Genomic DNA, 25422 nt, shown 5'->3' on the forward strand with positions numbered 1-25422 from the left:
GAGCAGCAGCGAAGCGCGGGGCCGGGTGCGGGCGTTCGTCACCGTGTCCCTGGACGGCTACGTCACCGGTCCGGACGACCACGCGGGCCAGGGGTTCGGTGTCGGCGGCGAGCGGCTGCACCACTGGGTGATGGGCGGGCCGTGGACGTACGACACGCCGCGCGAGGCCGGCGCGGGCATGGCCGACGAGGACCGCGCGTACTTCGACGAGTTGCTGGCGGGCACCGGCGCCGCGCTGTGCGGCCGGGGCATGTACGACGCCGCCGGCGCCTGGGGCGGCCGCAACCCGTTCGAGGCGCCCCTGGTCGTGCTCACCCACCGCACCGCCGACCAGCCCCACCCGGACGCCGGTTTCCTCATGGTCGACGGGTTCGACGCGGCGCTGGCGGCGGCCCGGCGTACGGCCGGTGACGGCGCGGTGGTCATCGGCGGGGGCGCCGACGTCATCCGGCAGGCGCTCGCGGCCGGCGTGGTCGACGAGCTGGGCCTGTCCACCGCGCCGGTGATCCTCGGTCGCGGGAAGCGGCTGTTCGAGGGCTTCGACCGGGACGTCGACCTGGAGATCCGCGCCGTGCACCACTCGCGCTACGCGGTGCACGTCCGGTACGCCGTCGGCCGCCGCTCGAGAGGCACCGCCTGACGTCAGCGGCGTTCAGCCGGTGACGGCCTCCCACGCCTGCTCGGTGGCGTCCCGCGTCCGCTCGGCGGACCGGCCGTCGCGGGCGGTGACGGTCACGACGAGCGTGTCCGCCCGCCGCCAGCAGGTGGTCGACCCGTCGGCGCCACTGTGGCAGGTGGTCTCGGCGCCGGGCGCGGCCGTGCCGCCGCCGAGGCGCGACTGCAACGCCCGCCCCACAGAGGTGATGCCGACCGGATTGCCGTAGTAGGCCTCGAGGGTCAGCGGCGGCGGGATCGCCTCGCCGTACCCGTTGATCACCACGGCGAGCCCGGGTGGGCCGTCAACCAGCGGCGGGAGTTTGTCGCGCCCGGTGTCCTGACGGGGCAGGCCGGCCAGCTCGGCCGGAGCGGTGAGCCGGTCGAGCTCCAGCGGGCCGGACCGGGCCGGATCCGGCTCGTCCCGCCCACAGCCGGCCGAACCGATCGAGACGGCGACGGCCAGGGCACTGGCAGCCAGTCGGGCAGCGCGACGGGGATGTCCGGTCACGAGATCCTCCCTCACCGTGGGGCGACTGTGTAGCGTCGGTATCTCCAGGTCGCAAGCGGCGCGAACATGAGCAGGATGCCGATAGTCCATCCTATCGACATCCAAACCGGATGCTCGGCGGCGAATCCGTTCGGCGGTGCCGTGCCGGCCCCACCGGCCGCCTCTCGGACGGCCTGCGTCACCGCGCTCACCGGGTTCCAAGTCGCTATCCCCCGAAGCCCGGAGGGCAGTTGGTCGATCGGCACGAATGCGCTCGACAGGAACGTGGCCGGAAAGAGCCAGATGAGGCTCGCGCTCTGCGCCACCTCGGCGTTGCGCACCGCCAGGCCGAGCGTGGCGGTGACCCAGGTCAGCGCGTACCCGAAGCCCAGAACCAGCGCGCCACCGGTGAGCAGTCCGGCCGCGTCGCCGGCCGGCCGCCATCCCACTGCGAGTCCCGCGCCTGCGCAGACCAGGACCACGAGCACCATGCTGAGCAGATCCCCGGCCGTGCGCCCGACCAGGACCGCGGCACCCGCCATCGGCAGCGACCGGAAACGATCCACGATACCGCGTCGCACGTCGTCCGCGAGGCCGATGGCGGTGATCGCGGAGACCCACACCGCGCTCTGCACGATGACGCCCGGCATCAGGTACGCGCGGTAGTCCGACCCGGGCACCGTGATGGCATCCCCGAAGACGTACGCGAAGAGCACGACGAACAGCACCGGCTGGATCGTGGTGAAGACCAACAGGTCAGGCACCCGGCGGATGCGGATGGCGTTGCGCCAGGTCAGGATCGCGCTGTCGGTGAGCGCCCCGCGCAGGGTCGTCATCGGTGTCCGCCTTCCTCCGCCGCAGTCAGGGCCAGGAAGACGTCGTCTAGACTGGGCCGCTCCGTGCCCAGTTCCAGCGGCTCCACACCGTGCGCACGGAGGTCACCCGCCAGCCCGATCATCGCGACGGTGGCGTCGGCCACCGGCACGGAGAGCCGGCACCCGTCCGGGCTCCGGTCCGGCTCCCGCAGGCCGTGTGCCGCCAGTAGACGCGCCGCGCGGTCAGCGTCCCGCCGGTCCACTGTCACCGCCAAACGATCGCCGCCGAGGCATTTCTTGAGATCCTCGGGCGTGCCCTCGGTCACCAGGCGGCCGCCGGCGAGGATCGCGATGCGATCGGCGAGCCGGTCCGCTTCGTCCAGGTACTGCGTGGTGAGCAGCACGGTCACCCCGTCCTCGGCGAGCCCTCTGACGATGTCCCACAGGGCCCGGCGGCCGGCCGGGTCCACTCCCGTCGTCGGCTCGTCCAGGATCAGCACGTCGGGACGCCCGATCAGCGCACAGGCCAGATCGAGGCGTCGACGCATCCCGCCGGAATAACCTCGGGCCGGGCGGTCCGCGGCGCTGTCGAGCCCCAGCCGCCGGATCAACGATTCGGCTCGGCTGCGCGTGGTGCGGCGGTCGAGCTGGTAGAGACGGCCCACCATGGTCAGGTTCTCCAGACCGGTGAGGTACTCGTCGACTGCGGCGAACTGACCGGAGAGGCCGATCCGGCGCCGGACCTGGGCGGGCGCGGCCACCACGTCGACGCCGCAGATCCGGGCGCTTCCGGCGTCCGGTGGCTGCAACGTCGACAGGATGCGGACCAGCGTCGTCTTGCCGGCCCCGTTCGGGCCGAGGACCGCCACGATGCTGCCGCGCGGGACCGCCAGGCTGAGGCCGTCCAGAGCAGGCGTGCTGCCGTACGACTTGTGCAGATCGCGCACGTCGATGGCCGGCTCAGTCATCGGCCGGCTCCCCGACGAGACGGCGGGCCACGTCGACGGGCGCGGCGGCGAGGTAGCGGGACAACACCCGTCGCGCGGCCCGGCGGTCCTCGGCCGGCACCGCTTCCGCCGACGGGTGCCGGCCGGGCGAAGCGGCGTACTCGGTGGCGAGCAGCGACGAGACGACGGCGTGGTGGAAGCGCCCGTCGAGGTAGAAGTAGTCGCGGAGCACCCCTTCCACCGTCAGCCCCAACGCCGCCACCGTCTCGATCATCATGCGGTCGAAGGTGGCGGTGACCAGCTCCACGCGGTGGGCGTTCAGGGTACGGAAGAGGTAGCCGAACAACAGGGCGAACGCCTCCCGGCCGGCGTCGGCACCCCAGCGTTCCGGATCGCCCACCACGTGCTCGATCGTGTAGCCGCCGGTGACGCCGGCACGTCGCCACGACAGCGCGCCGATCGGGTCGCCGTGCGCATGCTCTACGACGAGAGTGGTCTGCCGGGTCCCCCCGATCACCTCCCGGGCCTGTGACGGCGTCAGGAACCGCGGCCCTCGCGACGAGTGCACCACGGTCTCCGCGGCCAGCCAGCGCGCCACCAGTGCCACGTCGTCGTCATCCAGGGCGCGTAACCGGACCGACGTCCCACCGAGCATGCTCATCGGGGCGCCCCGGACACCGTCATCGCGTGCTTGATCCTGCTGTACTCGTCCAGGGCGTAGATGGACAGCTCCTTGCCGTGACCGGAGACGCCGAAACCTCCGTGTGGCATCTCCGAGGCGAACCGCAGGTGCGTGTTGATCCACACGCAACCGAACTCGAGCCGCCGGACGAGCTCCATCGCCGTACCGTGATCGCGGGTCCAGACGCTTGCCGCGAGACCCTGTTCCACCCCGTTGGCCAGGTCCAGCGCCGTCTCCAGGTCGTCGAAGGGCTGGACGGTGACGACCGGGCCGAAGGTCTCCTCCTGCACCAGGCGGTCATGCTGTCGCACGCCGGACACCACTGTCGGTTCGAAGAAGTAGCCGGTCTCGCCGATCCGCCGGCCACCGGTGTGGATCCGGGCGCCCGGTGTCAGAGCGGACAGCAGGGAGGTCAGCCGGTCGAGCTGAGCGGCGTTGTGCAACGGGCCGAGGTCGCAGTCGTCGCCGGGCGGGCCCACCCGCAGCGACTCCGCGCGTTTCACCAGCGCCGCCACGAACTCGTCGTGCCGCTCGGCGGCCACGATCACCCGGGCCGCCGCCACGCAGTCCTGGCCGGCGTTGCCGAAACCGGACGTGGCGACCGCGTTCACGGCCTCGGTCAGGTCCGCGTCGGCCAGCACCACCACCGGCGCGTTGCCCCCGAGTTCGAGGTGTATCCGTTTCAGTCTGTCGCCAGCGGCCGCCGCGACTTCACGACCGGCGCGGGTGCTTCCGGTGAGCGACACCATGGCGACGTCCGGGTGGACCGCCAGCAGTCGCCCCGTTTCGGCGTCTCCGCAGACCACGTTGACCACACCAGGTGGCAGATGCGCGCCGGCGAGCTCGGCCAACCGCAGGGCCGTGACCGGGGTGGACGGGGCCGGCTTCAGCACCACGCAGTTCCCGGCGGCCAGAGCCGGGGCGAGCTTCCACACGGCGGTCAGCAGTGGGAAGTTCCAGGGCAGGATCTGCGCAGACACCCCCACCGGTTCCCTGCGCACGAGCGAGGTAAGGCCGGCTTCGTACTCCCCGGCGGCCGGCGCCAGTGCGAGGCGAGCCGCCCCGGCGAAGAAACGAAGATGGTCCACGGCCGGCGCGATCTCGTCGGCGGCGACCAGGCGGGCCGACTTCCCGGTCATGGCAGCCTCCGCCTCCGCGAGAGCGGTGGTCTGCCCCGCCACGGCGTCAGCCAGCGCCAGCAGCGCCGCCGCTCGGCGTGCGGGCGGTTGCCACCGCCAGTGCCCGAACGCCGACGTGGCGGCGCGCACCGCCTCGTCCACGTCCGCAGCGTCGGAGCGGGGTGCAAGGTACGCGGCCCGGCCGGTCGACGGGTCGTTCACCGTGTCCCACCGTCCCGACCGGGGCGGCACGGCCGCGCCGGCGATGTGGTTGTCGTATCGCGGTGGGTGATGGTGCTCCGGTGTGCCGGACATGCGCCCCCCTGGTCTGCCGCGGTTCATGTGGGGGCGAAGCTACCGCTCGCCGCGACGCGTTCCGTAGTGGCTGGCCGGTAGCGGCCAGCGGCGTTGACCAGCCGGCGCGGACGTTCCTACGTTCGGCGCACAGTCCGTATGACGAGCCGGGAATGGGGCTGATTCACCGTGCCGCAGAACGAGCGCGAACCGACCGCCGACAGCGCGAAGGCCGTTCCGGAGTTCGGCGGCCGGCGTCTGCTGCTGGTCAGCAGCGGCGCGGTGGCGGTGATGCACCTGCCGTTCTGGCTCAACTGGATCAGCACCAACTATCCGGATCTGCAGATCCAGGCGGTCGTCACACCGAGCGCCCAGCGCTTCGTCAGTCAGGACGCGCTCACCCTGCTGACCGGACGCCGGGCCCACCTCGACCGGTGGCCGGCGCAGACCGACACTGGCGCACTGCACGCGCAGTGGGTGGAGTGGGCCGACTGCGCCCTGGTCTACCCCGCGACGCTGAACTACCTCGGTCGACTCGCCTCAGGGCTGGGCGACAGCCCGAGTCTGCTCGCCCTCCAGTGCGCTGCCACGATCCCCATCGTGGTGGCGCCGTCCCTGCCCCCCGGTGCCACCGACAATCCGATCGTGCAGGAGAACCTGCGACGGCTGGCCACCCGGCCGAACCTCGTGGTCGCACCCACGCAGCCGGCCCGGAGCGCGACCACCGGCCGGCGCGACGCCGCGGGCGCGGTGCCGGTCTGGTCAGCGATCGTCCTCCTTGAGCGCTGCCGCCGGGCGCTGGCCGGAACCGGCGACGAGCAGGTGACACCACACCGCACGACCCAGCCTATCCGCAGCGCCTGAGGGGGACGCCGATGTTCGAGCTCAAACAGGTCTACTGCTTCGCCGACCAGGTCTTCTTCGACGACGTGAGCAACTGGCGGGACGGACCGGGGTTCGATACGGCGGCAGGATTCCGGGTCGACGTACGTCAGCCGCCAAACGGGTGGACGCGTGTCGAGCGCGGCATCTGGACGGTGCTACGTCCCGATCGGACGGAGGGTCCGGAGCAGGGGTGGAAGATCCACGCCGCTGCCACGCCGCAGAACGCGGACGAGGTAATCTCCCGGGTGTGGGACTACTGCACGGCGCGTGACATCCGGTTCAAGTACCTGCGGAACCCGAACGTGCTGGTCGCGCTGAATGCCAAGTACGCGCCACGCTCGGCCAGCGGCAAGGCCGTGACGATCTACCCCGTCGACGAGGCGGCGCTACGCCTGATCCTCGAGGAGCTCGATCCGCTGCTCGCCGGGCTCTCCGGCCCGTACATCCTCAGCGACCTTCGCTACGGCGCCGGCCCGCTGTACGTCCGCTACGGCGGCTTCCGCCGCATGGAGTGCCTCGACGACGCCGGTCAGCTCGTGCCCGCGATCCGGGACCCCGACGGGACGCTCGTGCCGGACGTCCGGCGGCCCGTCTTCGCGCCACCCTCGTGGGCGACCCTGCCGGAGTTCCTGCGGCCACACCTCGCAGCGCGTACCGCGGGCAGCGGCGGTGAGCTGCCGTACCGGGTGGAGCGGACCCTGCACTTCTCCAACGCCGGGGGCGTCTACCAGGCCGTCCGCACCACCGACGGCAAGCGGGTGGTGCTCAAGGAGGCGCGGCCGTACGCCGGTTTCGACGAGCACCGGCAGGACTCGGTGGCCCGCATGCGGCGGGAACGATGGGCGTTGGAGAAGCTTGCCGGTGTTCCCGGCGTGCCGGAGGTGTACGGCTCTGTCGAGGCCGGCGGCCACCACTTCCTGGTCCAGGAGTTCCTGGATGCTCAGTCGTTGCACGTCTGGCTGGGCTGCAACCACCCGTGGGTGGTACTGGCCGACCCGACCCCTGACGACTTCGCCGCCTTCACCAAGCGGGCGCTGGCCATCGCCGAACGGATCGAACGGCTCCTGGCCGCCGTCCACGAGCGGGGGGTCGTCTTCGGGGACCTGCACCTGGGCAACGTGATGGTGCACGCGGACGACTCGGTCTCCCTCATCGACTTCGAGCTCGCCTTCGATGCCGCGCAGGCCGACTGGCGGCCGGGGCTCGGGGCTACCGGCTTCACCAGCCGGGACCGCAGCGGCGCCGACCTGGACCGGTACGCGCTGGCCGCCGTCCGCCTCGGCATGTTCATGACCTTGAATCGTGTTGTCGCTCTCGACCCCGACAAGGTGGTCCAGTACGCCCGCGAGGCAGAGCGGCACTTTCCGCTCCCGGCCGGCTGGGCGGACGAGATCATCGCGGAGCTGCGCCCACCCGGCGCGAAGGTCCACAAGCCGTGTGGCGACGAGCCGCTCGCGGTCGACCTAGACGCGTCCCTCCCGGACTGGTCCGCTGCCACCCGGTCGATGGCACGGGCCATCATGGCCTCGGCCACCCCGGACCGGGAGGACCGGCTGTTTCCCGGCGACACCCGGCAGTTCTCGGTCGGCGGGCTGAACCTCGCCTACGGCGCGGCGGGAGTGCTGTGGGCCCTGTCGGCGACCGGGCAGGGGCGGTGGCCCGGTCACGAGGAGTGGTTGCTGTCGGCGGTACGACGGCAGACGGGCATGCGACCGGGCTTCTACGACGGGGCAGCCGGTGTGGCGTACGCCCTGCACCACCTGGGGCACGAGGAGGCCGCGTACGACCTGGTGGCACGCTGGGGTGGCGGGCCGGGCGCCGTGCTGCCGATGGACCTCTTCTCGGGGTACGCCGGCGTCGGGCTCAACCTCCTGCATCTCGGCCGAGCGGCCGGGGAGTCGAGCTGGCGGACCGACGCACTCGCCATCGGCGACCGCCTGGCCGACGCGGTCCGGTCCGGTAACCCGAATCTTCCCCGGGGCGAGCGGCGCCCGCCCCGCACTCCGGTGGAGGCGGGCCTGATGCGCGGCTGGTCGGGCGTGGCCCTGTTCCTGCTGCGTCTGTACGAGGAGACCGGTGACCGCGGCTTGCTGGACGCGGCGGTGACCGCGGTGCACCGAGACCTCGACAGGTGCACGACAACCGCCGACGGATCCCTCCAGGTCGAGGAGGTCGGGGTCCGGACGCTGGGGTACCTCGAGGTGGGCAGCGCCGGCATCGCCCTGGTCGCGGACGAGCTGCTGGAACACCGCGACGACGACCGGGTGCGGGCGAGTCTGCCCGCCCTGCTGAGTGCCTGTGCCCGGGGCTTCGTCATCCAGGTCGACCTGTTCCGGGGACGGATAGGGCTCGGCGCGACGCTCGCCCGGATCGCCGGCAGGCACGGCATCACCGACGTGGAGTCCGCTGTGGACCGGCATCTGCGCCGGCTCTCCTGGCACGCCATCGCCTACCGCGGTGAGCTCGCTTTCCCCGGGGACCTCGACTTCCGGCTGTCGATGGACCTCGCGACCGGCACCGCGGGTGTGCTCCTGGGTATCGCCGCGGCGACCGGGCGCACCCCGGACTTCCTGCCGTTCCTCTCACCCCGCCCTTGATCGCCCCCCGGGGCACCGCGCCGGTATGCCGCCGTCCGCACCGGACGGCCGTCTCACGAGGACAAATCCGGCGCCGTCCGGGGCACGGCCCTACAATGGTCGTGCCCCGGACGCCCACCCCCGGCTGAACCGAGAGGGACCACCCGTGACCAGGAGGCCACGATGATCGCCGGTCTCTTCGGCCTCGCCCTGCTGGACAGTCTCAATCCGTCGGCGCTCGCTGTCACGGTCTATCTGCTGCTCTCGACGAGACCGCCCGGGGCCCGCGTGCTCGTCTACGTGGGTGCCATCTACGCCTCGTACCTCGCCCTCGGCGTGCTGCTGTTCCTCGGCGCGGATTCGTTCCTCGACCGGGCGGGTGGATACCTCGCCAGTGACGCGGGCTACGTGCTGCAGGGTGTGGTCGGCGTGGCGCTGCTGCTCTATAGCTGGCTGGCCGGCCGTCGCCGAGGCGGCGAGCGGCTGACGCCCCGCCGGCCCCGATCCCACTCCTACGCCGCGATCGCGTTGCTCGGTGTGATCGTGACCGTCGCGGAGTTCGGCACCGCGCTGCCCTACCTCGGCGCGATCGGCATCCTGGTCGGCGCGGACACGTCCATCCCGCAGGCGATCGTGCTGCTGGCCGCCTACAACGCGGTGATGGTGTTGCCGCCGCTGCTGGTGCTCGCGGCCTACCAGGCACTGGGTAACCGGATCCGGCAACGGCTCGAGTCCGCTGGCACATGGCTGATGCGGCAGGCCGCTGAACTCTGGCTGTCGGTACTCAGTGCGGCAGGGGCACTGCTGGTCCTTAGCTGCGTGCATCACTTCGAGCTGTGGAAGAAGATCGGCTGAGTCAGTCGGCGCGGATCTCGTCGAGCGCCCGGTGCGGTGACCCGGTGCGGTCCGGATCCGCCAGCCGTGCCGCGACGAACCGCTCAATCGTGTTCACCGAGCGAAAGTCGGCCAGGTCGAGAGCGTCCTCGGCCAGCGGGACGGACCATCGGTCACCCAGCCAGGCCACCACGACATAGACGCCCAGGCTGTCCAGGATTCCGGTTGCCACCAGGTCTTCGTCGAAGGAGAGTTCGTTGGCCGGCACGCCGGGCAAGAACTCGGCCAGCAGGAAGTCGCGGATCTCGTCGTGGCGGCTCACGGCGTCGCTCCAAGATGGACGCGGGCGGTGGCGATCCGGTCCGGCTTGCCGCTGCCGGTGCGTGGCAGGGGTGTGGTGACCAGGTGGAACCTGCTCGGGACTGAGGTGCGGGCGAGCTGGCCGGCGCAGTGCCGCCGCAGAGCCATCTCACCGGCCGGGGCACCGCCGGCGGTGCGTACCACGGCGTGCAGGCGCTTGCCCGCCACCGGGTCGTCGAGGGCGACGACCACCGCCTCGGCTACCCCCGGACACTCCAGCAGGACCCGCTCCACCGCCTGCAGGTTCACCTGGACGCCCCGCACCTTGACGTGGAAGTCGATCCGGCCCTGCAGATGCAGCGCGCCGTCGGTGCAGCGCCGGACCACGTCGCCGGTGCGGAAGAACGGCTCGTGGGGAACGCCGGCCACCGGGACCGCGAACCGCTCGGAGGTACGCGCGGCGTCCAGGTAGCCGCTCGTCTGGAAGGGGGTACGCACCCACAGCTCACCGGAGCCAGGGCCGTCGACGGGCCTTCCGTGGTCGTCGGCCAGCAGCCATTCGACGCCGGGCACCGGTTCGCCCAGTGGCACCGGATCCGGCGCCGGCCGGCCGGGAGGTATCTGGTAGACGAAGGCATCGTTGATCTCGGTACAGCCGTACACGCTGCTGATCGCGGCCCGCGGTAGGAGACGAGGCAGTTCGGCGAGGAGCCGGGCAGGTGCCGCATCGCCGCTGTAGAGCACGTGCCGCACCGACGGCAGCGGCAACCGAGGCCGGGCGGCCACGAGGAGCTGGTAGAACATCGGCACGGCCTGGACTATCTCGGGCCGTTCCCGGGCGAGCAGATCGAGCAGCCGCCTTCCGTCGGTGGCGTCGTTCCGGGCGACGGGCACGACACAGCCGCCCCGGTGCAGGGTCGTCCATACATCGAGCAGGCTGAGGTCGAAGTTGAGCGGCGCGTAGCTGAGCACCCGGGTGCCGGGCCCGATCCCGAAACGTCCACCCGCCCATCCGGCGAACCGGTGGATCGCACGGCCGGAGACCGGCACCACTTTCGGCACGCCCGTGGACCCCGAGGTCGTCAGCAGGAAGGGGGTATCCGCCGGGACGGCCGCGGACGGGTCGGTGACCGGTTCGGCCGAGGGCACCACCGTCACCTCGTCACCGTCGGCGACGACCTGGTGCCGGCAGCCCGCCTGCCGCAGTAGCGCCGACAGTGTCTCGGCGGGCAGTTCCCCGGAGGGCAGCAGTACCGGCGCACCGATCCGGTGGCAGGCGAGGATGAGGGCGACGGTGTCGGGCGCGACCGGGGCCACCACCGCGACAGGGTGGCCAGCCCGGATTCCGAGCATCGTCAGCCGGCGTCGGTGGCGGTCGACGAGACGGGTCAGGTCGGCGTAGGTCACGTCCTCGCCGAGCCAGCGCATTGCCGTCGAGGCGGGCGCGCGCTCGGCGTGCCCGGTGACCCGCTCGGCCAGGGTTCGGATGCCCGGTCCCGGAGTCATCGGCTGCCGTCCTTGACCGCGCGCCGGTTCCGGTGATGTCGTAACGCGAGATGCATGCCGAGCTGGAATCGGCTCCGCGCTCCAGTGGTGGCCATCAGAGCCTGGATCTCCCGGCGGACGGTCCGTTCCCCGATGCGCAGCGCCGCGGCGATGGCGGCGTCGGTCAGTCCGCGAGAGAGTCCCGCCAGTATGGCCTCGCGGCGATCCCGGGGACCGCTGTCGCCGTCCGGGAGTGGATGGCTCGCCGCCCACATCCGCTCGAACGTACGGGTGAGTTCGTCCAGGGTGTCCGAGCCCCGCACGAGCACCGCTGAGCGCTCCGGACGCACCGTGTTGAGCGACACGATCGCCATCCTGCGGTCCACCATCACGATCGGAAGCGCTGCCGAGTCGACGGGCTGGATGCGGGCCTCGGTCGCCGGCAGCGCCTGCACCACCGGCGCCGCCGGGTCGGGCAGATGGATCAGCCGTTGGACGGTCTCCCCCTGGCCGCCCCGACACCTATCGACCAGATCGGGCGCGATCAGGCGCGTCACGCGGTAGGGCAGAGCGGCGGAGAACTCCGTCATGCAGCCACGGACCGCCTCTAAGTGCGTGTTTGAGAAGGTCTGTTGTGGACGGCGTGGCGGCATGACATCCAGCGATGGGGCGGGCAGGGTGGCGCGGTGTCTGCGCGTCGCGGTTACCCCTCGGACCTGACTGATGCCCAGTGGTCGCTGATCGAGCCGCTGTTGCCGGAGCCGAACACGGACGGCCGGCGGGAGAAGCATCCGCGGCGGGAGATCGTCAACGCGATCCTGTACGTGGTGCGGTCGGGGTGCCCGTGGCGCTATCTGCCGGCTGACCTGCCGCCGTGGCAGACGGTGTACTGGTACTTCACCCGGTGGGAAGAAGCCGGCGTGACGGAGAAACTCCTGACCACGCTGCGGATCAAGGCACGGGTGCAACAGGGCCGCCAGCCGGAGCCGTCGGCGGGGATCATCGATTCGCAGAGCGTGAAGGGCGCTGACACCGTCGGCCGGGACAGTCGGGGCTACGACGCGGGCAAGAAGATCAACGGCCGGAAACGGTTCATCATCACCGACACCCTAGGACTGCTGGTCACCGTCACCGTGCTCGCCGCGAGCTGGCAGGACCGCGACGGAGCCAAGACGGCCCTGCTCAGCGCTTACATGGTCACCCCGATCCGGCACGTCTTCGCCGATCAGGGATTCGCTGGGCGACTCGTCGACTGGACCCGCGACACGCTGCGCACCACGCTGGAGATCGTCCGCAAACCCGCCGACCAACGCGGCTTCGCTGTCCACCCACGCCGCTGGGTCGTGGAACGCACCCTGGCCTGGCTCACCGCCTGCCGCCGGCTCGCCCGCGACTACGAGCGCCAACCTGCCGTCTCCGCAGCCCTCATCCGCTGGGCCGCGATCGCCGGCATGACCCGCCGCATCACCCACGGCCAACCAGCACGCCGGCAAGCCCGCCGGACCTTCACCTGGACCTAACCAACCCCATCTCAAACACGCACTAAGACAGAGCGGAGATAGAGCTGGCGGTCGACTCGGACGATGGTGGCTTCCGCAGATCCTGGCGCTGCATCGCTACCTCCAATTGAGGAGACAAGACGGCGCAGTTCATGCATAGCGAGCCCCCGCAGCGCTTAGGTGCACTTCAATTATTGCCGAGAGATTACCTGGCATGAATCTTCGTAGCAACCCCTCGCAGGAAACTCACAGGCGCTCAATGCGGTCGAATGACAATTGCGAGTTCTCATTCCCCGTCAACACCCCGCCACGTGAACAATTCGGTCAATCCATCCTTGATCGCCCCGATCGGAGTGCCGCCATCTGCATGATGGCCGGATGCTGCCATCGGCTTGACGCTCACATTGAACCGACCATAACCTCTGACTCAGCCTCAACAAAGCTTTTCCGGTGCCACGAAACTCGCTGCGCCAAGCGCCCGAGACAAGCCCATAGGCACCGAGTTGACGCATCTGATCCGCTGGCCGATGCAGTCCGACGACTACGCGCGTCGCAATTGGCCAGCGCTGTTTTCGGAACACCATCCGGTGATTCCGTGAGCACGCACAGGGAAGGGGGTGGAGAAAATGGACCTGTCCAACGTTCTGGACCTTCAGGGCACCGAGGTGGTCGTCGAGCACGTCGACCTGCCGGCCAGCTTCGACAGCTCGACCTGCTGATCGCGGCGCACCACACCGCGCGACGTGGACCTCTCCGGTCCACGTCGCGCGGTACCCCATCGTTCGTACCCACCAGCCCGGCCCCTCCGGGAAGGAAGCCACCCATGACAGCGCAACAAGCACCGGCGGCCTACCGGGCGCTGACCGCGGGAGCGCCGGCCGTCCCCGTCGGCATCGTCGGCTCAGGGCTGTACGTACCCGAGCGGGTGGTCGGCAACTCCGAGATCGCCGACGGCCTGGACACCACCGAGGCGTGGATCGAAAGCCGGACGGGCATTCTGACCCGTCACTTCGCCGCCGCCACCGAGTCCACCTCCGACATGTGCCTGCGCGCCGTCCACAACGCCCTGGAGGGGGCACGGATCGACCCGGGCGAGGTGGACGCGGTCATCGTTTCCACCATCACCGCCGACCAGCCTCTGCCCTCCACGGCGGCGGCGGTCGCCGAAGCGCTCGGCGCTCACGCCGCCTGGCCGATCGACCTCACCCAGGCCGCCTGCGCGGGCGGGGTGCACGGCCTGGTGCTCGCCGCCCACCTCCTGCAGAACCCCGAAATCGGAACAGTGGTGGTGGCCGGCGCCGAGACGCTGTCCCGGATCACCGATCCGGCCGACCGCACCACCAGGGTCTTTTTCGGCGACGCCGCCGGCGCTGTGGTGCTACGCCGGACCAAGCCGGGTAGCGGCCTGCTCGCCTGGGACGCCGGCTACAAGCTCTCCTACCGCGTCGGCATCACCGCCGGCGGCAGCCGACGGCCTCTGACCCCGCAACGGGTGGCCGACGGCGAGCACTTCCTGCGGATGGACGGCCGGGCGGTCTGGCGGGAAGCCACCCAGGCTCTGCCCGCCAGCATCCGCAACGTCGCCCGGCGCGCGGGAGTCGCCCTCGACGATCTTGATCATGTGGTGCTGCACCAGGCCAACCTCAACATCATCCACGAAGTGATGGACCAGCTCGGCGTGCCCCGCGGCCGGGCCACGACCACTGTCGGCGACCTCGGCAACACCGGCTCCGCAACCGTCTTCACGGTGCTCCACCAGTTACTCACCTCCGGTCGGCTGCGCCCCGGCGACCTGGCCGTCGTATCGGCCATCGGCGCCGGGTTCGTCTGGGGATCGGTCTGCCTGCGCCACCATTGATCCGAAAGGTCTACACATGCGCGACGAACTCCGGGAGCTCTTCGTCTCCACCTACGATCTCGACCTGCCACCGGGCGATGTCGACCCCACCGAACCGCTGTTCGGCACCCGCTCACGGTTCGGCCTCGACTCGATGGACACCCTACGCTTCATCGCGCTGCTCAACGAGCGCTACGGCCTGGACATCGCCGCCACCAACACGGACACCTTCCGGACCATCGAGCGCATCGAGGCCGTTCTCGGACCCCGGCAGGCGACAACGGTACGGGAGGAGCGCTGATCGTGGAGGGCATGCTCGTCCGGCTCAGACCGGTCAGCGAGGACGACTACGGCCGGCTACCGACGTGGACCCGGCACTCGGCCGCCGGAGTACTGGTAGGCGGAGGACAGAGCGACGGGCTTGATGCCGCGGGATGGCGCTCGGCCATCGAGTCCGGCCACACCGAGTACGCCGCCATCGAGACCCGCATCGACGGCGAGACGATAGGGATGGTCTCCTGGCGGCCCCTGGCGCACGACCGCAGCTTCGCCGTCGGCGCGGTCGTGGGCGATGACCAGTGGTGGGACAGCGGAGCCGGCCTGGAGGGGGCGCTTCTGCTGGTCGACCACCTTTTCCAGCGGGAGCGGGCACACCGGCTGGAGCTGCTGGCGGCCTGTTACAACCGGCGCTCGGTGGCCTTTCTCGCCAAGGGGGATCTCGTCGTGGACGGCGTCCTGCGCGACTACCTTTACGTCGACGGCGGCTACCACGACGCCGTGATCTGCTCCATGAACCGCGAGGAGTACCTCGCTCCCCTCGACGGCTACCTGCCGTCGCTGCGGTTGATCTGCGACGCCGACGCCGACGCCGCGGCCGGCACGCTGCGCCGGTACCTCGCCGGTTCCGGCGGTGACCACCTGCGTGGTGTGCTCTCCGACTGGCGGATGCCGGAGGCCGCGCATGCCTGAGGAAGCGACCACTGCTGCCGCGGACCTGGTCGCCGATCTGGCGGCCACCGCGGAGAGGCTCGCCGGCCTCGGAGCGGTCCCGGACCGGCTGCTCCAGACGCACGCCGGCCAGATCCCGCGCGACCTCCTGGCCCGCCTGAGCAGGCAGGTGGGCCGGCCGCCGCGGCACAGTGGCGCACTGCTGGTCCGTGGTCTGCTCGCTCCGCTGGCCGCGAAGTGCGGGCCGACGCCCGCCCACTGGTCCGCCGCGCCCACCGGCCCGATGGACCTCGCCCTGGTGCTGGTCGCCGCCGCGCTCGGCCAGGTGTTCGGCTGGGCGGGGCAGCAGGACGGGCGTCTGGTCCACAACATCGTGCCCAGCCAGGGCTACGAGAACCTGCAGGTCGGTGCCAGCAGCAGCGTGCCGTTGGAATGGCACACCGAGGACGCCTTCCACCCCGGCCGGGCCAGCCTGCTGATGCTCGCCTGCGTCCGCAATCCCGCCGGCGTCGGTACCCGGATCGCGTCGGTACGTGAGCTGGGACTGCCGCACGAGGACCTGATCCGGCTCGGCCGACCGGTCGTGCGCATCTCCCCCGACGCGTCGTACCCGGCGACGGGGAGCGGGCCGGGTACGACGCGGCCCGGCGTACCGACGGTGTGGTGGGCGCCGGACGGCCCCTGCCTGCGTTACGACCCCGCCTACAGCACCCGCAGCCACGACGATCCCGCCTTCGAAGAGTCCTACCGGTCCCTGGCGGAGCGGCTGGAACAGGAGGCTCGTTCGGTGCCGATGGGCGCAGGCGATCTCGCACTGATCGACAACGATGTGGCGGTGCACGGGCGTGTGCCGTTCACACCGCGGTACGACGGCACGGACCGTTGGCTCAAGCGCATCATGGTGCGATTGCCCAGCCAGCGCCCGGAGGCCGAACGTCGCGAGGACGGCTACGGCCAGGTCGAGATCGTCCTGCCGACGACAGCCGGAGCCGTCCGGTGAGCCCGACGACGCGGATCGGCCTGCCCGAGCACCCGGTGCCGGAGTTGAACGACCTCCTGCGCGCGCCGGTCAACGAGCAGTTTCCCGGGCTGCGCGGCGCCGGCCACCGCTTCGACGCCCCCGGCGGCACATTGGTCCACGCCGCCGTGGTGCGGGCGATGAGCAGGTATCTCGGCAGCCGGCACGTGGCCAACGACCACGGCCCCTTTCCGGCCAGCGCCTACTCCGACGTGATAGTCGAATGGGCCGCCGACCGTGTCCGGGCCCTCCTCGGGGCCGCCGGTGGACACGTCCTGTTCGGCCCGAACATGACCACGCTCACCACTATGTTCAGCCGTGGGGTCGCCGGCGATCTGCGGCCGGGAGACGAGATCGTCTGCACCGAGCTCGATCACGAGGCCAACCACTGGCCGTGGCGTGCGGTGGCGGAGCGGACGGGCGCCCGGGTCCGCCTCGCGCGGTTGCACCCGGACGGCACCCTGCCGGCGGAGGCGATCATCCGCGAACTGACCCCACGGACCCGGTGGGTGGCGATCAGCGGCGCCTCGAACGCACTCGCCACCGTGCCGGATGTGGCCGCGGTCTCCGCAGCCGCGCACCGGGTAGGCGCGCGTGTCTACGTCGACGGGGTGCAGCGGGTGGCGCACAGCCGGGTGGCTGTCGACGAGTGGGGAGTCGACGCCTTCGTCACGTCCGCCTACAAGTGGTACGGCCCGCACTGCGCGGCGCTGTGGCTCTCCGACCACCTGGACCCACTGCTGCCGGAGCAGGTGCCGTCCGCCGGGGACGCCCTGCCCGGCAGGCTGGACCTCGGCACCACCCAGTTCGAGGCGGTGCTCGGCACCGGCATCGCGGCCGAGGTGCTGTTGGGCTGGGACCGGACCGCCATCGCCGAGCGCGAGCACGCCCTCGCGGAGCGGATTCGCACGTGGCTGCGGGCGGACAGCCGATTCAGGGTGCTCGGGCCGGCCGGGGGAACCCTGATGCCGATCATCACTTTCCAGGTGGCCGGAATGGCTGCGACGGCAGTGGCGACCAGCCTCGCGGCGCGGGACGTCGCGGTCTGGGACGGCACGTTCTACTGCGGGCCGGCGTTCCAGGCGTTGTCGCCCGCGACGTCCGGCGCCGTCCGGGCGGGCGTCGCCGCCTACACGACCGACAACGACGTCACGGCGTTCCTCGACGCGCTGGTCGAGGTGACGCGGAAGAAGCGGGCCGGCTGACGCCGGCCGGCATCCGGTAGGCAGGAGGAGAACGGGTGGACCTCACAGCTCGCGTCGCAATGGTCACCGGCGGGTCGAGTGGGATCGGGCGAGCGGTCTGCCTGCGCCTGGCGCAGGCGGGCGCCCGGGTGGTGATCGGCTATCGCGGCAACCGCGACGGCGCCGACACCACCGCGCAGGCGATCCGGGACAAGGGATGGCCGGAGCCCGCGACGGTCCGTGTCGACGTCACCGATGCCGAGGACACCCAGCGAGTCTTCGGGCACGTGGTCCGGGCGAACGGCAAGCTGGACATCCTGGTCAACAACGCGGGGGTGGGCCAGCCCTCCGCAGTCGTGCCGATGAACCCGGTCGGCGAATGGGCGGCCAGCGTCGAGACCAACCTGCTGGGAACGCTGCACTGCATCAAGGCGAGTTCCCTGCACATGCTCGTGGCCCGCTCAGGCTCGATCGTGAACATCTCCTCGATCGCCGGCCGCGTCGGCATACCCGGTCTGAGCTCCTACTGTGCGAGCAAGGCCGGCATCGAGGGGATGACCCGGGCATTGAGCCGGGAGTTCGCCCCGTACGACGTCCGGGTCAATGCGGTGGCGCCCGGGTACACCGCCGACACGGGGATGGTCGACCGGATCGACGACAAGCGACTGAGGGAGTTCCTCGACCGGATCGCGATGAAGCGGCTCGCGGACGCACACGAGGTGGCCAATGCAGTGGCCTTCCTGGCAAGTGACGAGGCGAGTTACATCACCGGGCACACGCTGGTGGTCGACGGAGGGCTGACCGCATGAACCGGGAGACGCCCGACGCGGTGCTGTTCAACCCCCAGGTGGTCGTCGAGCCCGGCGACCACCGGGACTTCTACGACGAGTTCCCCGAGGTGCGCCGCCGGATGGCGGAGGCGTCGGACGTGCTCGGCGTCGACCTCGCGGCGCGCTTCTACGCGGAGGACCCGGCGGCCATCAACGACGGGACTGTCGTGCGCCCGGCCTCGGTCGCGATCGCGGTGGCGATCTGCGATGTGATCGGCCTGCGTGAACGACCGCCCCGGTACATGGCGGGCCTGAGTCTCGGTTCGATCGTGGCCGCGCACCTCGGCGGATTCATGTCGTTCCGGGACACCATCCGGATGGTGTCCACCATGCCCGCGGTTGAGGACCGGGTGGTGGCGGGGCGGCCGTTGGGCGTGGCGTTCTACTACAACGTCGACCTCGACCGGTTCCAGGCCGAGATGCGGGAGGTATCCACCGCCGAGTCGCCGCTGCTGACCTGCGCGATCACCGCCGACAACCAGATGATTGCCACCGGCGCGGTGGCCGGGCTGCAGGAGCTCAATCTGCGGGCCGCCTCGATCGGCGGCGTCGGCCTGGTGATCCCCTACGGACCGCCCGCGCACAGCCCGCTGCCGGTGCTGTACGACATCAAGGAAACCTTCGCCCGCGAATGGAGCTATCTGGATCCGACGTCGGATCCGCAGGTGCCGCAGCTATGCAATCACACCGGGGCGGTCATCGACCGACGCGAGGACCTGATGGCCGCCTTCGTCGAGCAGTACACGAGAACGGTCCGCTGGGACCTGGTGGTGCGACGGCTCGCGGACCTCGGCGTCAAGCAGGTGACGGTCGTCGGGCCCGGGCACTTCGTGTACCGGTCGATGCAGTTCGTCGACGTGTCGTACCAGGTGCAGACGGTGCTGACCTGCGCCGAACTCCGGAGCGCGGCCGAATGACCGAGGCGGTGCTGCTTCCCGGGCTCGCCCCCTCGAATCACCGCGCGGTGGGTGAGTTCATGGTGACCGATCCCTATGCCCGCCGCCGGGTGGCTCAGGCCGACGCGGTGCTGGGCCGGTCGCTCGTGGACGGTTTCCGGACGGCCGGGCCGGCCGGCAACGCTGACAGTCAGCTCGCGTTCATGGTCAACTGCATCGCGCTGGCCGATCGCGCCGAACAGGCCGGCATGTCCGCCCGGCTGGCCATCGGTCCGAGCTTCGGCCAGTTCGCTCTCGCCGCGCACCTGGGCGTGCTGCCGTTCGAGATCGCCGTCGAGCTCGTCATCGCCTTCTCCGACTGCGAGCTGGAGTACTTCCGAACCCGGCACACCGGCCTGGTGACCCGGTTCTTCTACCGGCTCGACACGACAGGTCTGGCAGTGGTGCGCCGTGAGTTGACCGTGCGCGGCGCCTGGAACGAACTCTCCTGCGATCTCGACGCCGGCTTCGCCGCGCTGACCCTAGCCAGAGACGCGGTGCCTGCTCTGGACGCCGCGGTGCGAGCGATCGGCGGAATCCCCCTCTACAGCCTCTCGCCGCCCGTGCACAGCTCGGCCTTCGGTGAGCTCCGGGATCGGTGCGCCGAGGTCTGCCACGGTGTCGACTTCGCCGCGCCTCGCATGCCGGTTGTCTCCGACCACGACGGCACACTCGTCACGACCGGGCCAGGCGTACGTGAGCTCCTGCTGGCCGGGATCGTCCGCCCGGTGCGGTGGCCCGCCGCGATGGCCGCCCTGACCGGGGCCGGGGTGCGCATCGTCTGGGTTCCCGGACCGAGCAACCTGTTCGACCGGCTGGCGCGCACCGCCTTCGAGGTGCGCGCGGTCAACCCGGAGAACGCAGCGACAACGCGTGAGGCGATTGACTTTCGATAGGTTCCGCGCGATAGTCGATACATGCTTACGGCACACCGCGCGGTGACACCACTGCGCGCCTTCCTGGTCCTGCTGTTCGCGATCCTGGTGCTGTTCCAGACCATGTCGCTGCCCGGGCAGTTCGCGCACATGGCGCGCGAGAACCCGGACATGGCGTACCTGCGGTGGCCCGCCACCGCCGTGACGATCTTCTGGGTGCTGTGCGTGCAGGTGGTGATCGTCTGCACCTGGCACCTGCTCACCCTCGTCAAACGCGACCGCATCTTCACCGAGGCGTCCCTGGGCTGGGTCGACGGGATCGTCTGGGCGGTCGCCGCCGCCTGGGTGGTGCTGGTCGGCGTGTTCGGCTACGTCGGCTTCAACGCCGACGACCCGGGCCTGCCGCTGCTGCTGTTCCTGCTGGTCACCGGCGTCAGCGTGCTGGGGCTGCTGATGGTCGTGCTGCGCGCGCTGCTGCGGCAGGCCACCACGCTGCGCACCGACATGGAAGCGGTGATCTGATGCCGATCGTCGTGCGCATCGACGTGGAGCTGGCCAAGCGCAAGATGAGCGTCGGCGAGTTCGCCGAACGTGTCGGGCTCACCCCGGCGAACGTCGCCGTGCTCAAGAACGGCCGCGCCAAGGCCGTCCGGTTCAGCACCCTGGAGGCCATGTGCCGGGTGCTCGACTGCCAGCCCGGCGACCTGCTCGAATGGGTCGCCGACGAGGAGGACCGATGAGACACCTGGCCGCCGCCGCCGCCCTGCTCGCCGTCGTGCTCGGCGTCACCGGCTTCGTGTACGGCGAGGCCGACGACTCCCCCGGCCTCCAGTTCCTGTCCGCGCTGCTCGTCATCGGCGCGGTCGCCATCGGCGTGCGCGTCGCCCGGCGTACCCGATAGGGCCGGCGCCCCCTCGACGCCGGCCCTGTCGCTCAGCCCTTCACGCAGACGACCTGCTTGAGGTGGGCGACCACCTCGACCAGGTCCTCCTGCTGGGCCATCACCTCGGTGATGTCCTTGTACGCGCCGGGGATCTCGTCGACCACCCCGGCGTCCTTACGGCACTCCACCCCGGCGGTCTGCGCGGCCAGGTCCGCGGTGCTGTACATCCGCTTCGCCTGCCCCCGCGACATCCGCCGCCCGGCGCCGTGCGACGCCGAGCAGTACGCGTCCAGGTTCCCCTTGCCGCACACGATGTACGAGCCGGTGCCCATCGAGCCGGGGATGATGCCCAGGTCCCCCTTCCCGGCCCGGATCGCGCCCTTGCGGGTCACCAGCACGTCCACCCCGTCGTAGCTCTCCTCCGCCACGTAGTTGTGGTGGCAGGAGATCGGCTCGTCGTAACCCGCGTGCGGGAACGCCTCCCGCACCACCTGGCAGAGCAGCGCGAGCATGACCGCCCGGTTGCGGCGGGCGTACTCCTGCGCCCACCACAGGTCCCGCCGGTACGCCTCCATCTCCGGCGTGCCGGCGAGGAACACCGCGAGGTCCCGGTCCGGCAGGTCGGTGTTGTGCGGCAGCCCGCGCGCCACCGCCATGTGCCGCTCGGCCAGCTCCTTGCCGATGTTGCGGGAACCGGAGTGCAGCATCAGCCAGACCCGGCCGTCGTCCGGGCCGCCCTGCTCCAGGCACACCTCGATGAAGTGGTTGCCGCCGCCGAGCGTGCCGAGCTGCCGCTGCGCCCGCGTCTGGAGCTGCGCGACCTTCCGGTCCAGCGTGCCGAACCGCCGCCAGAACTCGTCCCAGCCGGACTGCTCCAGGCCCCGGACCCGGCGCGGGTCGACCGCGTCGTCGCGCATCGCGAAGCCGACCGGAATCGCCGCCTCGATCGCCGAGCGCAGCGGCGCGAGGTCGTCGGGCAGGTCGGCGGCGGTCAGCGAGGTCCGCACCGCGGACATGCCGCAGCCGATGTCGACGCCGACCGCGGCCGGCGACACCGCCTGCCGCATCGCGATCACCGAGCCGACAGTGGCGCCCTTCCCGAAGTGCACGTCCGGCATCACCGCGACGCCCTGCACCCACTGCAGCGCGCCGATGTTGCGCAGCTGCCGGGCCGCCTGCGCCTCGATCGTGTAGGGGTCGGTCCAGACCCGGACCGGCGCCCGGGTACCGGCCAGCGGGGTGAAACCCATCGTCGTCTCCTTGCTCGTGTCCGTCTGACGTAGGCCGTACGGGACTCGAACCCGTAGCCTCCCGGATGAGAGCCGGGTGAGCTGCCAGTTGCTCCAACGGCCCAGGACGGCGTACGCCGTCGGCGGAGCTGCCCCGGAAACGGAGAACCGCCCGGCTCCGGTCTCGGGGCGGGCGGTTCGCGCGGATCGTCGCGCCGGCGCTAGACGCGCCACCACCCTGGTTGCCACTGCCGTCGCCGGCCCGTGCCCGGTTCGGACAGCAGGACACCGGCGCGCGGCGCTTGCCGCTCGGCGCGGGTGCGGTTCTGCTGCGACACGGTGGACTCCCCTGGTGGATCAGAACGTTGCCGCTCACGGTACGGGGCACCGCGCACCGGCGGCAACGTGAATTTGCGAGTGAAGCCCTCGTATGAAGGAGGTCTCTGCGGAGGGATCAACTTCACGAGGAGCTTTAGGTGAGTACCAGCGACAGACCGTCAGGACGGAACCTGGGCAAGCCTGAGCACGTATTCGAATCCGCGTTTCTGCGCGGGCGAATCCACCATTGGCAGGATCAGCGCTGGTATGCCGACGGAAACCGATCCGCCGTCGCCAGCGGGATGATCACCGACCATCAGGGTCTGGCCCGGTGCGGCATGGAGGGCTTCGAGGGCGGCGACCCAGATCCGAGCGTCCGGTTTGACGAAGCCGACCTCGTAGGACAGTACGAACGCATCGACATAGCCGTCGAGTCCGTGCCGGGCAAAGCATTTGCGGATGTCCCAGCCGACGTTGCTGACGACGCCGATGCGAACACCGCTGTCACGCAATGCGGACAGGGTGGCGACGGTGTCGGCGTACGGCTCGATTGCTTCGGCGTGTGTTTCGTGCATGGCCGATGCCAGCGCCTGGTCAACCCCAGGAATCTGTTCCAGCACGGTGAGGATCGCCCGATCCCAGACTCGCGGATCTAGATCTCGGGCGATGTGGGCCGGATCCGCGGCCGTCTCCCGCAACAGGTCCGCGAAGTCGCCAGCAATACGGTGCGCCTCGCCGGCAGCCAATGCCCGGTCGATCGATGCCGCCGCGTTGCCCACCCAACGTTCCGAGTCTCTGGCGAACAGAGTCCAGGCGAAGTCGAACAATACTGTCGTCACGCGCCCGGCGGTCATCGCATCACCCTAGATCAACACGACGCGTCCGGGAGTGGTGGTCGACCTGGGTCGGGCAGGGCTGAGCCACCGGGCCTCACCCGGCGTGGGCGACCGGGTGGCGCCGCATCTCCTCCATGAACGGGTAACGCGCGGTCAGCTCGGCGAGCGTGATCCCGGCCCGCCAGGCGGCCGCGACCTGGGCGACCTGGAGCAGGTCGGTGGCGTCACCGCGGGCCTGGACGTCGCCGTCCACCCGCAGGTCGATCATGAAGTAGCGGGCCTGGGAACCGAGGCTGACGCAGACGACGCCCCGGGGTGAGGTCATCTCGGCGCAGGTGAAGCGGCTGCGCCCCTGCTCGGGCGCGGTGACCTCGCCGACGTCGAGCTGGTGCGCGGCGGCGGTCGCCACGAGCGCGGGCGCGAGACCGCCCGGCTCGACCAGGTCCGGGTAGAGGCGCACACCCAGTGCGGCGGACACGTCGCTCATGCCTGACTCCCACTTCCTTGTGACAGAGACCAGCAGCGCGCAGGTTACGGGTGTGTTACCGGCACGCACGGCCATCCTTTCCCGTACGACCGTCCCGGGGCAATAGGAACGCCCTCATCGAAGCCCTGCGAGGTACGCTGCCGCCTCATGGCGCACATCCGGTGTGACTTCTTCTCCGAGGCGCTCGGCGTGGGCACCTCGATGACGGTGCTGCTGCCCGACCGGGGCGCCGCCGGGATCGGCATGGCGGGTTCCGGCGCGGACGGTGACCCGCCGGTGCTCTACCTGTTGCACGGGCTGACCGACGACGACACGGTGTGGACCCGCCGCACGTCGATCGAGCGGTACGTGGCGCCGCTGGGACTGGCCGTGGTGATGCCGCAGGCGCAGCGCAGCTTCTACTGCGACGAGGCGCACGGCAACCGCTACTGGACGTTCCTGAGCGAGGAGTTGCCCGAGGTGTGCCGGTCGTTGTTCCGGCTGTCCGACCGGCGGGAGGACACGTTCGTCGCGGGCCTGTCGATGGGCGGCTACGGCGCGGTGAAGTGGGCGCTGCGCCGGCCGGAGCGGTTCGCGGCGGCCGCCAGCCTGTCCGGGGCGCTGGACGTGACCCGCCGCCGCCACCATCCGACCCACCCGGTCGACCCGGCGGTGTGGCACACGGTCTGGGGCGACGACCCGGTGCCCGAGGACGACGACACGGTGGGGCTGCTGGAGCGCTCCGGCGACGACCGGCCGGCGCTCTACGTCGCCTGCGGCACCGAGGACTTCCTGTACGAGGACAACCTGCGGTTCCTCGACGCGGCCCGGAAACGCGACGTGCCGGTCACAGTCGACTTCGGTCCGGGTGACCACGACTGGGCGTACTGGGACGCGCGCATCTCCGACGTGCTCGCCTGGCTGCCGCTGCGCGGGCGCTGACCGGGCGGGCTCAGACGCCGACGGCGCCGTCGATCGCCTCCCGGATCAGGTCGGCGTGCCCGTTGTGCCGGGCGTACTCGTGCAGCATGTGCAGCATGACCAGGCGCAGCGACACGTCCTCGCCCCAGCGCGCCTGGTGACCTGTCACGTCGAGCGACGCGGCCTCCCGCTCGATGCGCCGGGCGTACTCGATCTCCCGCCGCCACGCCGCGAACGCCTCCGCCACGTCGGCGTCGCGGGCGTCGTACGCCTGCTGGAAGTCGCCACTGTCCGACCACACCAGCGGCACGTCCTCGGCGGCGATGACCCGGCGGAACCAGGTGCGCTCCACCTCCGCCATGTGCCGGACCAGGCCGAGCAGGGACAGCGTGGACGGCGGCGACGCCTGCCTGCGCAACTGCTCGTCGGTCAGCCCTTCGCACTTGAGGGCCAGCGTGGCCCGGTGGAAGTCGAGGAACGCGCGCAGCGACTCCCGCTCGTCGGCGAGCAGCGGCGGGCCGATCCGTTCGGTCTTCACGAGGGTCCAGCCTAGCCGTCGTGGA

Annotated in this window: 29 protein-coding genes and 1 tRNA gene; 17 read left to right on the top strand and 13 right to left on the bottom strand. The window is 70.9% G+C overall.

Going from position 1 to position 25422, the window contains the following annotated elements:
* The first annotated feature begins 25 nt into the window (after positions 1-25).
* Complete coding sequence (locus tag FHU28_RS20535) at positions 26-640, top strand: dihydrofolate reductase family protein (RefSeq protein WP_311773628.1); 615 nt, start codon at positions 26-28, stop codon at positions 638-640.
* A 12-nt stretch (positions 641-652) separates the two neighbouring features.
* Here FHU28_RS20535 and FHU28_RS20540 read toward each other — a convergent pair whose 3' ends face one another.
* The 5 genes from FHU28_RS20540 to FHU28_RS20560 are packed head-to-tail and all read right to left on the bottom strand — an operon-like array spanning position 653 to position 5021.
* Positions 653-1165 carry a hypothetical protein gene (locus tag FHU28_RS20540; RefSeq protein WP_184686145.1) on the bottom strand — a complete coding sequence of 171 codons (513 nt, stop codon included), beginning with the start codon at positions 1163-1165 and terminating at the stop codon, positions 653-655.
* Between the two features lie 11 nt (positions 1166-1176).
* Entirely contained in the window at positions 1177-1980 is an 804-nt protein-coding gene (locus FHU28_RS20545) for an ABC transporter permease (RefSeq protein ID WP_184686146.1), read from the bottom strand.
* The gene (locus FHU28_RS20550; protein WP_184686147.1) at positions 1977-2927 is read right to left on the bottom strand and encodes an ABC transporter ATP-binding protein; all 951 of its coding nucleotides are present in this window, start codon (positions 2925-2927) and stop codon (positions 1977-1979) included. Before FHU28_RS20550 ends, FHU28_RS20545 begins: the two co-directional genes overlap by 4 nt.
* Entirely contained in the window at positions 2920-3567 is a 648-nt protein-coding gene (locus FHU28_RS20555; RefSeq protein ID WP_121685240.1) for a GNAT family N-acetyltransferase, read from the bottom strand. Before FHU28_RS20555 ends, FHU28_RS20550 begins: the two co-directional genes overlap by 8 nt.
* A complete protein-coding gene (locus FHU28_RS20560) occupies positions 3564-5021 on the bottom strand; it encodes an aldehyde dehydrogenase family protein (protein WP_184686148.1) in 1458 nt (485 codons plus the stop codon). Before FHU28_RS20560 ends, FHU28_RS20555 begins: the two co-directional genes overlap by 4 nt.
* 168 nt (positions 5022-5189) lie before the next feature.
* Between FHU28_RS20560 and FHU28_RS20565 the strand changes: the two genes are divergently transcribed.
* From FHU28_RS20565 to FHU28_RS20575, 3 genes are all read left to right on the top strand, one after another.
* Positions 5190-5864 (top strand): flavoprotein, encoded by a 675-nt coding sequence (locus FHU28_RS20565; protein WP_221453249.1) that lies wholly within the window; start codon positions 5190-5192, stop codon positions 5862-5864.
* An 11-nt stretch (positions 5865-5875) separates the two neighbouring features.
* Entirely contained in the window at positions 5876-8482 is a 2607-nt protein-coding gene (lanKC, locus tag FHU28_RS20570) for a class III lanthionine synthetase LanKC (protein ID WP_184686149.1), read from the top strand.
* 162 nt (positions 8483-8644) lie between these two features.
* Positions 8645-9316 (top strand): GAP family protein, encoded by a 672-nt coding sequence (locus FHU28_RS20575; RefSeq protein WP_121685237.1) that lies wholly within the window; start codon positions 8645-8647, stop codon positions 9314-9316.
* A 1-nt stretch (position 9317) separates the two neighbouring features.
* On the opposite strand, the gene FHU28_RS20580 is transcribed toward FHU28_RS20575, so the two are convergent.
* The 3 genes from FHU28_RS20580 to FHU28_RS20590 are packed head-to-tail and all read right to left on the bottom strand — an operon-like array spanning position 9318 to position 11670.
* Positions 9318-9617 (bottom strand): phosphopantetheine-binding protein, encoded by a 300-nt coding sequence (locus FHU28_RS20580; RefSeq protein ID WP_184686150.1) that lies wholly within the window; start codon positions 9615-9617, stop codon positions 9318-9320.
* Complete coding sequence (locus FHU28_RS20585) at positions 9614-11101, bottom strand: AMP-binding protein (RefSeq protein WP_184686151.1); 1488 nt, start codon at positions 11099-11101, stop codon at positions 9614-9616. Before FHU28_RS20585 ends, FHU28_RS20580 begins: the two co-directional genes overlap by 4 nt.
* Complete coding sequence (locus FHU28_RS20590) at positions 11098-11670, bottom strand: helix-turn-helix domain-containing protein (RefSeq protein WP_184686152.1); 573 nt, start codon at positions 11668-11670, stop codon at positions 11098-11100. Before FHU28_RS20590 ends, FHU28_RS20585 begins: the two co-directional genes overlap by 4 nt.
* 96 nt (positions 11671-11766) lie before the next feature.
* Between FHU28_RS20590 and FHU28_RS20595 the strand changes: the two genes are divergently transcribed.
* From FHU28_RS20595 to FHU28_RS20650, 12 genes are all read left to right on the top strand, one after another.
* The gene (locus FHU28_RS20595) at positions 11767-12600 is read left to right on the top strand and encodes an IS5 family transposase (RefSeq protein WP_311773629.1); all 834 of its coding nucleotides are present in this window, start codon (positions 11767-11769) and stop codon (positions 12598-12600) included.
* An 802-nt stretch (positions 12601-13402) separates the two neighbouring features.
* Positions 13403-14437, top strand: a complete 1035-nt coding sequence (locus FHU28_RS20600) for a 3-oxoacyl-ACP synthase III family protein (RefSeq protein WP_184686153.1) — start codon at positions 13403-13405, stop codon at positions 14435-14437.
* Positions 14438-14453: 16 nt separating this feature from the next.
* Positions 14454-14717, top strand: a complete 264-nt coding sequence (locus FHU28_RS20605) for a phosphopantetheine-binding protein (protein WP_121685232.1) — start codon at positions 14454-14456, stop codon at positions 14715-14717.
* An 11-nt stretch (positions 14718-14728) separates the two neighbouring features.
* On the top strand, positions 14729-15385 hold the full coding sequence (locus tag FHU28_RS20610) for a GNAT family N-acetyltransferase (protein WP_233585998.1): 657 nt from the start codon (positions 14729-14731) through the stop codon (positions 15383-15385).
* Positions 15378-16364 (top strand): TauD/TfdA family dioxygenase, encoded by a 987-nt coding sequence (locus tag FHU28_RS20615; RefSeq protein WP_184686154.1) that lies wholly within the window; start codon positions 15378-15380, stop codon positions 16362-16364. The genes FHU28_RS20610 and FHU28_RS20615 overlap by 8 nt, the downstream gene beginning before the upstream one ends.
* Positions 16361-17587: an aminotransferase class V-fold PLP-dependent enzyme gene (locus tag FHU28_RS20620; protein WP_184686155.1), complete on the top strand. Its 1227-nt coding sequence runs from the start codon at positions 16361-16363 to the stop codon at positions 17585-17587. Before FHU28_RS20615 ends, FHU28_RS20620 begins: the two co-directional genes overlap by 4 nt.
* 35 nt (positions 17588-17622) lie before the next feature.
* Positions 17623-18375, top strand: coding sequence for an SDR family NAD(P)-dependent oxidoreductase (locus FHU28_RS20625; protein WP_221453251.1), 753 nt, complete (start codon positions 17623-17625; stop codon positions 18373-18375).
* On the top strand, positions 18372-19313 hold the full coding sequence (locus FHU28_RS20630) for an ACP S-malonyltransferase (RefSeq protein WP_184686156.1): 942 nt from the start codon (positions 18372-18374) through the stop codon (positions 19311-19313). Before FHU28_RS20625 ends, FHU28_RS20630 begins: the two co-directional genes overlap by 4 nt.
* Positions 19310-20227: an ACP S-malonyltransferase gene (locus FHU28_RS20635; protein ID WP_184686157.1), complete on the top strand. Its 918-nt coding sequence runs from the start codon at positions 19310-19312 to the stop codon at positions 20225-20227. Before FHU28_RS20630 ends, FHU28_RS20635 begins: the two co-directional genes overlap by 4 nt.
* Positions 20228-20248: 21 nt before the next feature.
* Entirely contained in the window at positions 20249-20728 is a 480-nt protein-coding gene (locus tag FHU28_RS20640) for a DUF2975 domain-containing protein (protein ID WP_184686158.1), read from the top strand.
* Positions 20728-20946: a helix-turn-helix domain-containing protein gene (locus FHU28_RS20645; protein ID WP_013286536.1), complete on the top strand. Its 219-nt coding sequence runs from the start codon at positions 20728-20730 to the stop codon at positions 20944-20946. The genes FHU28_RS20640 and FHU28_RS20645 overlap by 1 nt, the downstream gene beginning before the upstream one ends.
* Positions 20943-21107 (top strand): hypothetical protein, encoded by a 165-nt coding sequence (locus tag FHU28_RS20650; RefSeq protein WP_184686159.1) that lies wholly within the window; start codon positions 20943-20945, stop codon positions 21105-21107. The genes FHU28_RS20645 and FHU28_RS20650 overlap by 4 nt, the downstream gene beginning before the upstream one ends.
* Before the next feature lie 32 nt (positions 21108-21139).
* On the opposite strand, the gene FHU28_RS20655 is transcribed toward FHU28_RS20650, so the two are convergent.
* The 4 genes from FHU28_RS20655 to FHU28_RS20670 all read right to left on the bottom strand — a co-directional run bounded on the left by FHU28_RS20655 (position 21140) and on the right by FHU28_RS20670 (position 23959).
* The gene (locus tag FHU28_RS20655; protein ID WP_184686160.1) at positions 21140-22339 is read right to left on the bottom strand and encodes an RtcB family protein; all 1200 of its coding nucleotides are present in this window, start codon (positions 22337-22339) and stop codon (positions 21140-21142) included.
* Positions 22340-22369: 30 nt separating this feature from the next.
* Positions 22370-22442, bottom strand: a tRNA-Glu gene (locus FHU28_RS20660).
* Positions 22443-22815: 373 nt separating this feature from the next.
* Positions 22816-23490, bottom strand: coding sequence for an HAD family hydrolase (locus tag FHU28_RS20665; protein WP_184686161.1), 675 nt, complete (start codon positions 23488-23490; stop codon positions 22816-22818).
* A 76-nt stretch (positions 23491-23566) separates the two neighbouring features.
* Positions 23567-23959 carry a hypothetical protein gene (locus FHU28_RS20670; protein WP_073828521.1) on the bottom strand — a complete coding sequence of 131 codons (393 nt, stop codon included), beginning with the start codon at positions 23957-23959 and terminating at the stop codon, positions 23567-23569.
* A gap of 147 nt (positions 23960-24106) precedes the next feature.
* On the opposite strand from FHU28_RS20670, the gene FHU28_RS20675 reads away from it, so the two are divergent.
* Complete coding sequence (locus FHU28_RS20675; RefSeq protein ID WP_184686162.1) at positions 24107-24880, top strand: alpha/beta hydrolase; 774 nt, start codon at positions 24107-24109, stop codon at positions 24878-24880.
* 10 nt (positions 24881-24890) lie between these two features.
* Here FHU28_RS20675 and FHU28_RS20680 read toward each other — a convergent pair whose 3' ends face one another.
* Positions 24891-25397 (bottom strand): DinB family protein, encoded by a 507-nt coding sequence (locus FHU28_RS20680; protein ID WP_184686163.1) that lies wholly within the window; start codon positions 25395-25397, stop codon positions 24891-24893.
* Positions 25398-25422: the final 25 nt, after the last annotated feature.

The organism is Micromonospora echinospora, assembly GCF_014203425.1.
In the GTDB taxonomy this organism is placed as follows: domain Bacteria; phylum Actinomycetota; class Actinomycetes; order Mycobacteriales; family Micromonosporaceae; genus Micromonospora; species Micromonospora echinospora_A.

Excerpts from the sequence above, each read along its gene's own strand:
- FHU28_RS20560 (WP_184686148.1), bottom strand. The coding sequence starts at position 5,021 with ATGTCCGGCACACCGGAGCACCATCACCCACCGCGATACGACAACCAC.
- FHU28_RS20610 (WP_233585998.1), top strand. The coding sequence starts at position 14,729 with ATGCTCGTCCGGCTCAGACCGGTCAGCGAGGACGACTACGGCCGGCTA.
- FHU28_RS20650 (WP_184686159.1), top strand. The coding sequence starts at position 20,943 with ATGAGACACCTGGCCGCCGCCGCCGCCCTGCTCGCCGTCGTGCTCGGC.
- FHU28_RS20665 (WP_184686161.1), bottom strand. The coding sequence starts at position 23,490 with ATGACCGCCGGGCGCGTGACGACAGTATTGTTCGACTTCGCCTGGACT.
- FHU28_RS20555 (WP_121685240.1), bottom strand. The coding sequence starts at position 3,567 with ATGAGCATGCTCGGTGGGACGTCGGTCCGGTTACGCGCCCTGGATGAC.
- FHU28_RS20675 (WP_184686162.1), top strand. The coding sequence starts at position 24,107 with ATGGCGCACATCCGGTGTGACTTCTTCTCCGAGGCGCTCGGCGTGGGC.
- FHU28_RS20645 (WP_013286536.1), top strand. The coding sequence starts at position 20,728 with ATGCCGATCGTCGTGCGCATCGACGTGGAGCTGGCCAAGCGCAAGATG.
- FHU28_RS20670 (WP_073828521.1), bottom strand. The coding sequence starts at position 23,959 with ATGAGCGACGTGTCCGCCGCACTGGGTGTGCGCCTCTACCCGGACCTG.
- FHU28_RS20630 (WP_184686156.1), top strand. The coding sequence starts at position 18,372 with ATGAACCGGGAGACGCCCGACGCGGTGCTGTTCAACCCCCAGGTGGTC.
- FHU28_RS20605 (WP_121685232.1), top strand. The coding sequence starts at position 14,454 with ATGCGCGACGAACTCCGGGAGCTCTTCGTCTCCACCTACGATCTCGAC.
- FHU28_RS20575 (WP_121685237.1), top strand. The coding sequence starts at position 8,645 with ATGATCGCCGGTCTCTTCGGCCTCGCCCTGCTGGACAGTCTCAATCCG.
- FHU28_RS20545 (WP_184686146.1), bottom strand. The coding sequence starts at position 1,980 with ATGACGACCCTGCGCGGGGCGCTCACCGACAGCGCGATCCTGACCTGG.
- FHU28_RS20655 (WP_184686160.1), bottom strand. The coding sequence starts at position 22,339 with ATGGGTTTCACCCCGCTGGCCGGTACCCGGGCGCCGGTCCGGGTCTGG.
- FHU28_RS20635 (WP_184686157.1), top strand. The coding sequence starts at position 19,310 with ATGACCGAGGCGGTGCTGCTTCCCGGGCTCGCCCCCTCGAATCACCGC.
- FHU28_RS20590 (WP_184686152.1), bottom strand. The coding sequence starts at position 11,670 with ATGACGGAGTTCTCCGCCGCTCTGCCCTACCGCGTGACGCGCCTGATC.
- FHU28_RS20585 (WP_184686151.1), bottom strand. The coding sequence starts at position 11,101 with ATGACTCCGGGACCGGGCATCCGAACCCTGGCCGAGCGGGTCACCGGG.
- lanKC (WP_184686149.1), top strand. The coding sequence starts at position 5,876 with ATGTTCGAGCTCAAACAGGTCTACTGCTTCGCCGACCAGGTCTTCTTC.
- FHU28_RS20640 (WP_184686158.1), top strand. The coding sequence starts at position 20,249 with ATGCTTACGGCACACCGCGCGGTGACACCACTGCGCGCCTTCCTGGTC.
- FHU28_RS20550 (WP_184686147.1), bottom strand. The coding sequence starts at position 2,927 with ATGACTGAGCCGGCCATCGACGTGCGCGATCTGCACAAGTCGTACGGC.
- FHU28_RS20600 (WP_184686153.1), top strand. The coding sequence starts at position 13,403 with ATGACAGCGCAACAAGCACCGGCGGCCTACCGGGCGCTGACCGCGGGA.
- FHU28_RS20615 (WP_184686154.1), top strand. The coding sequence starts at position 15,378 with ATGCCTGAGGAAGCGACCACTGCTGCCGCGGACCTGGTCGCCGATCTG.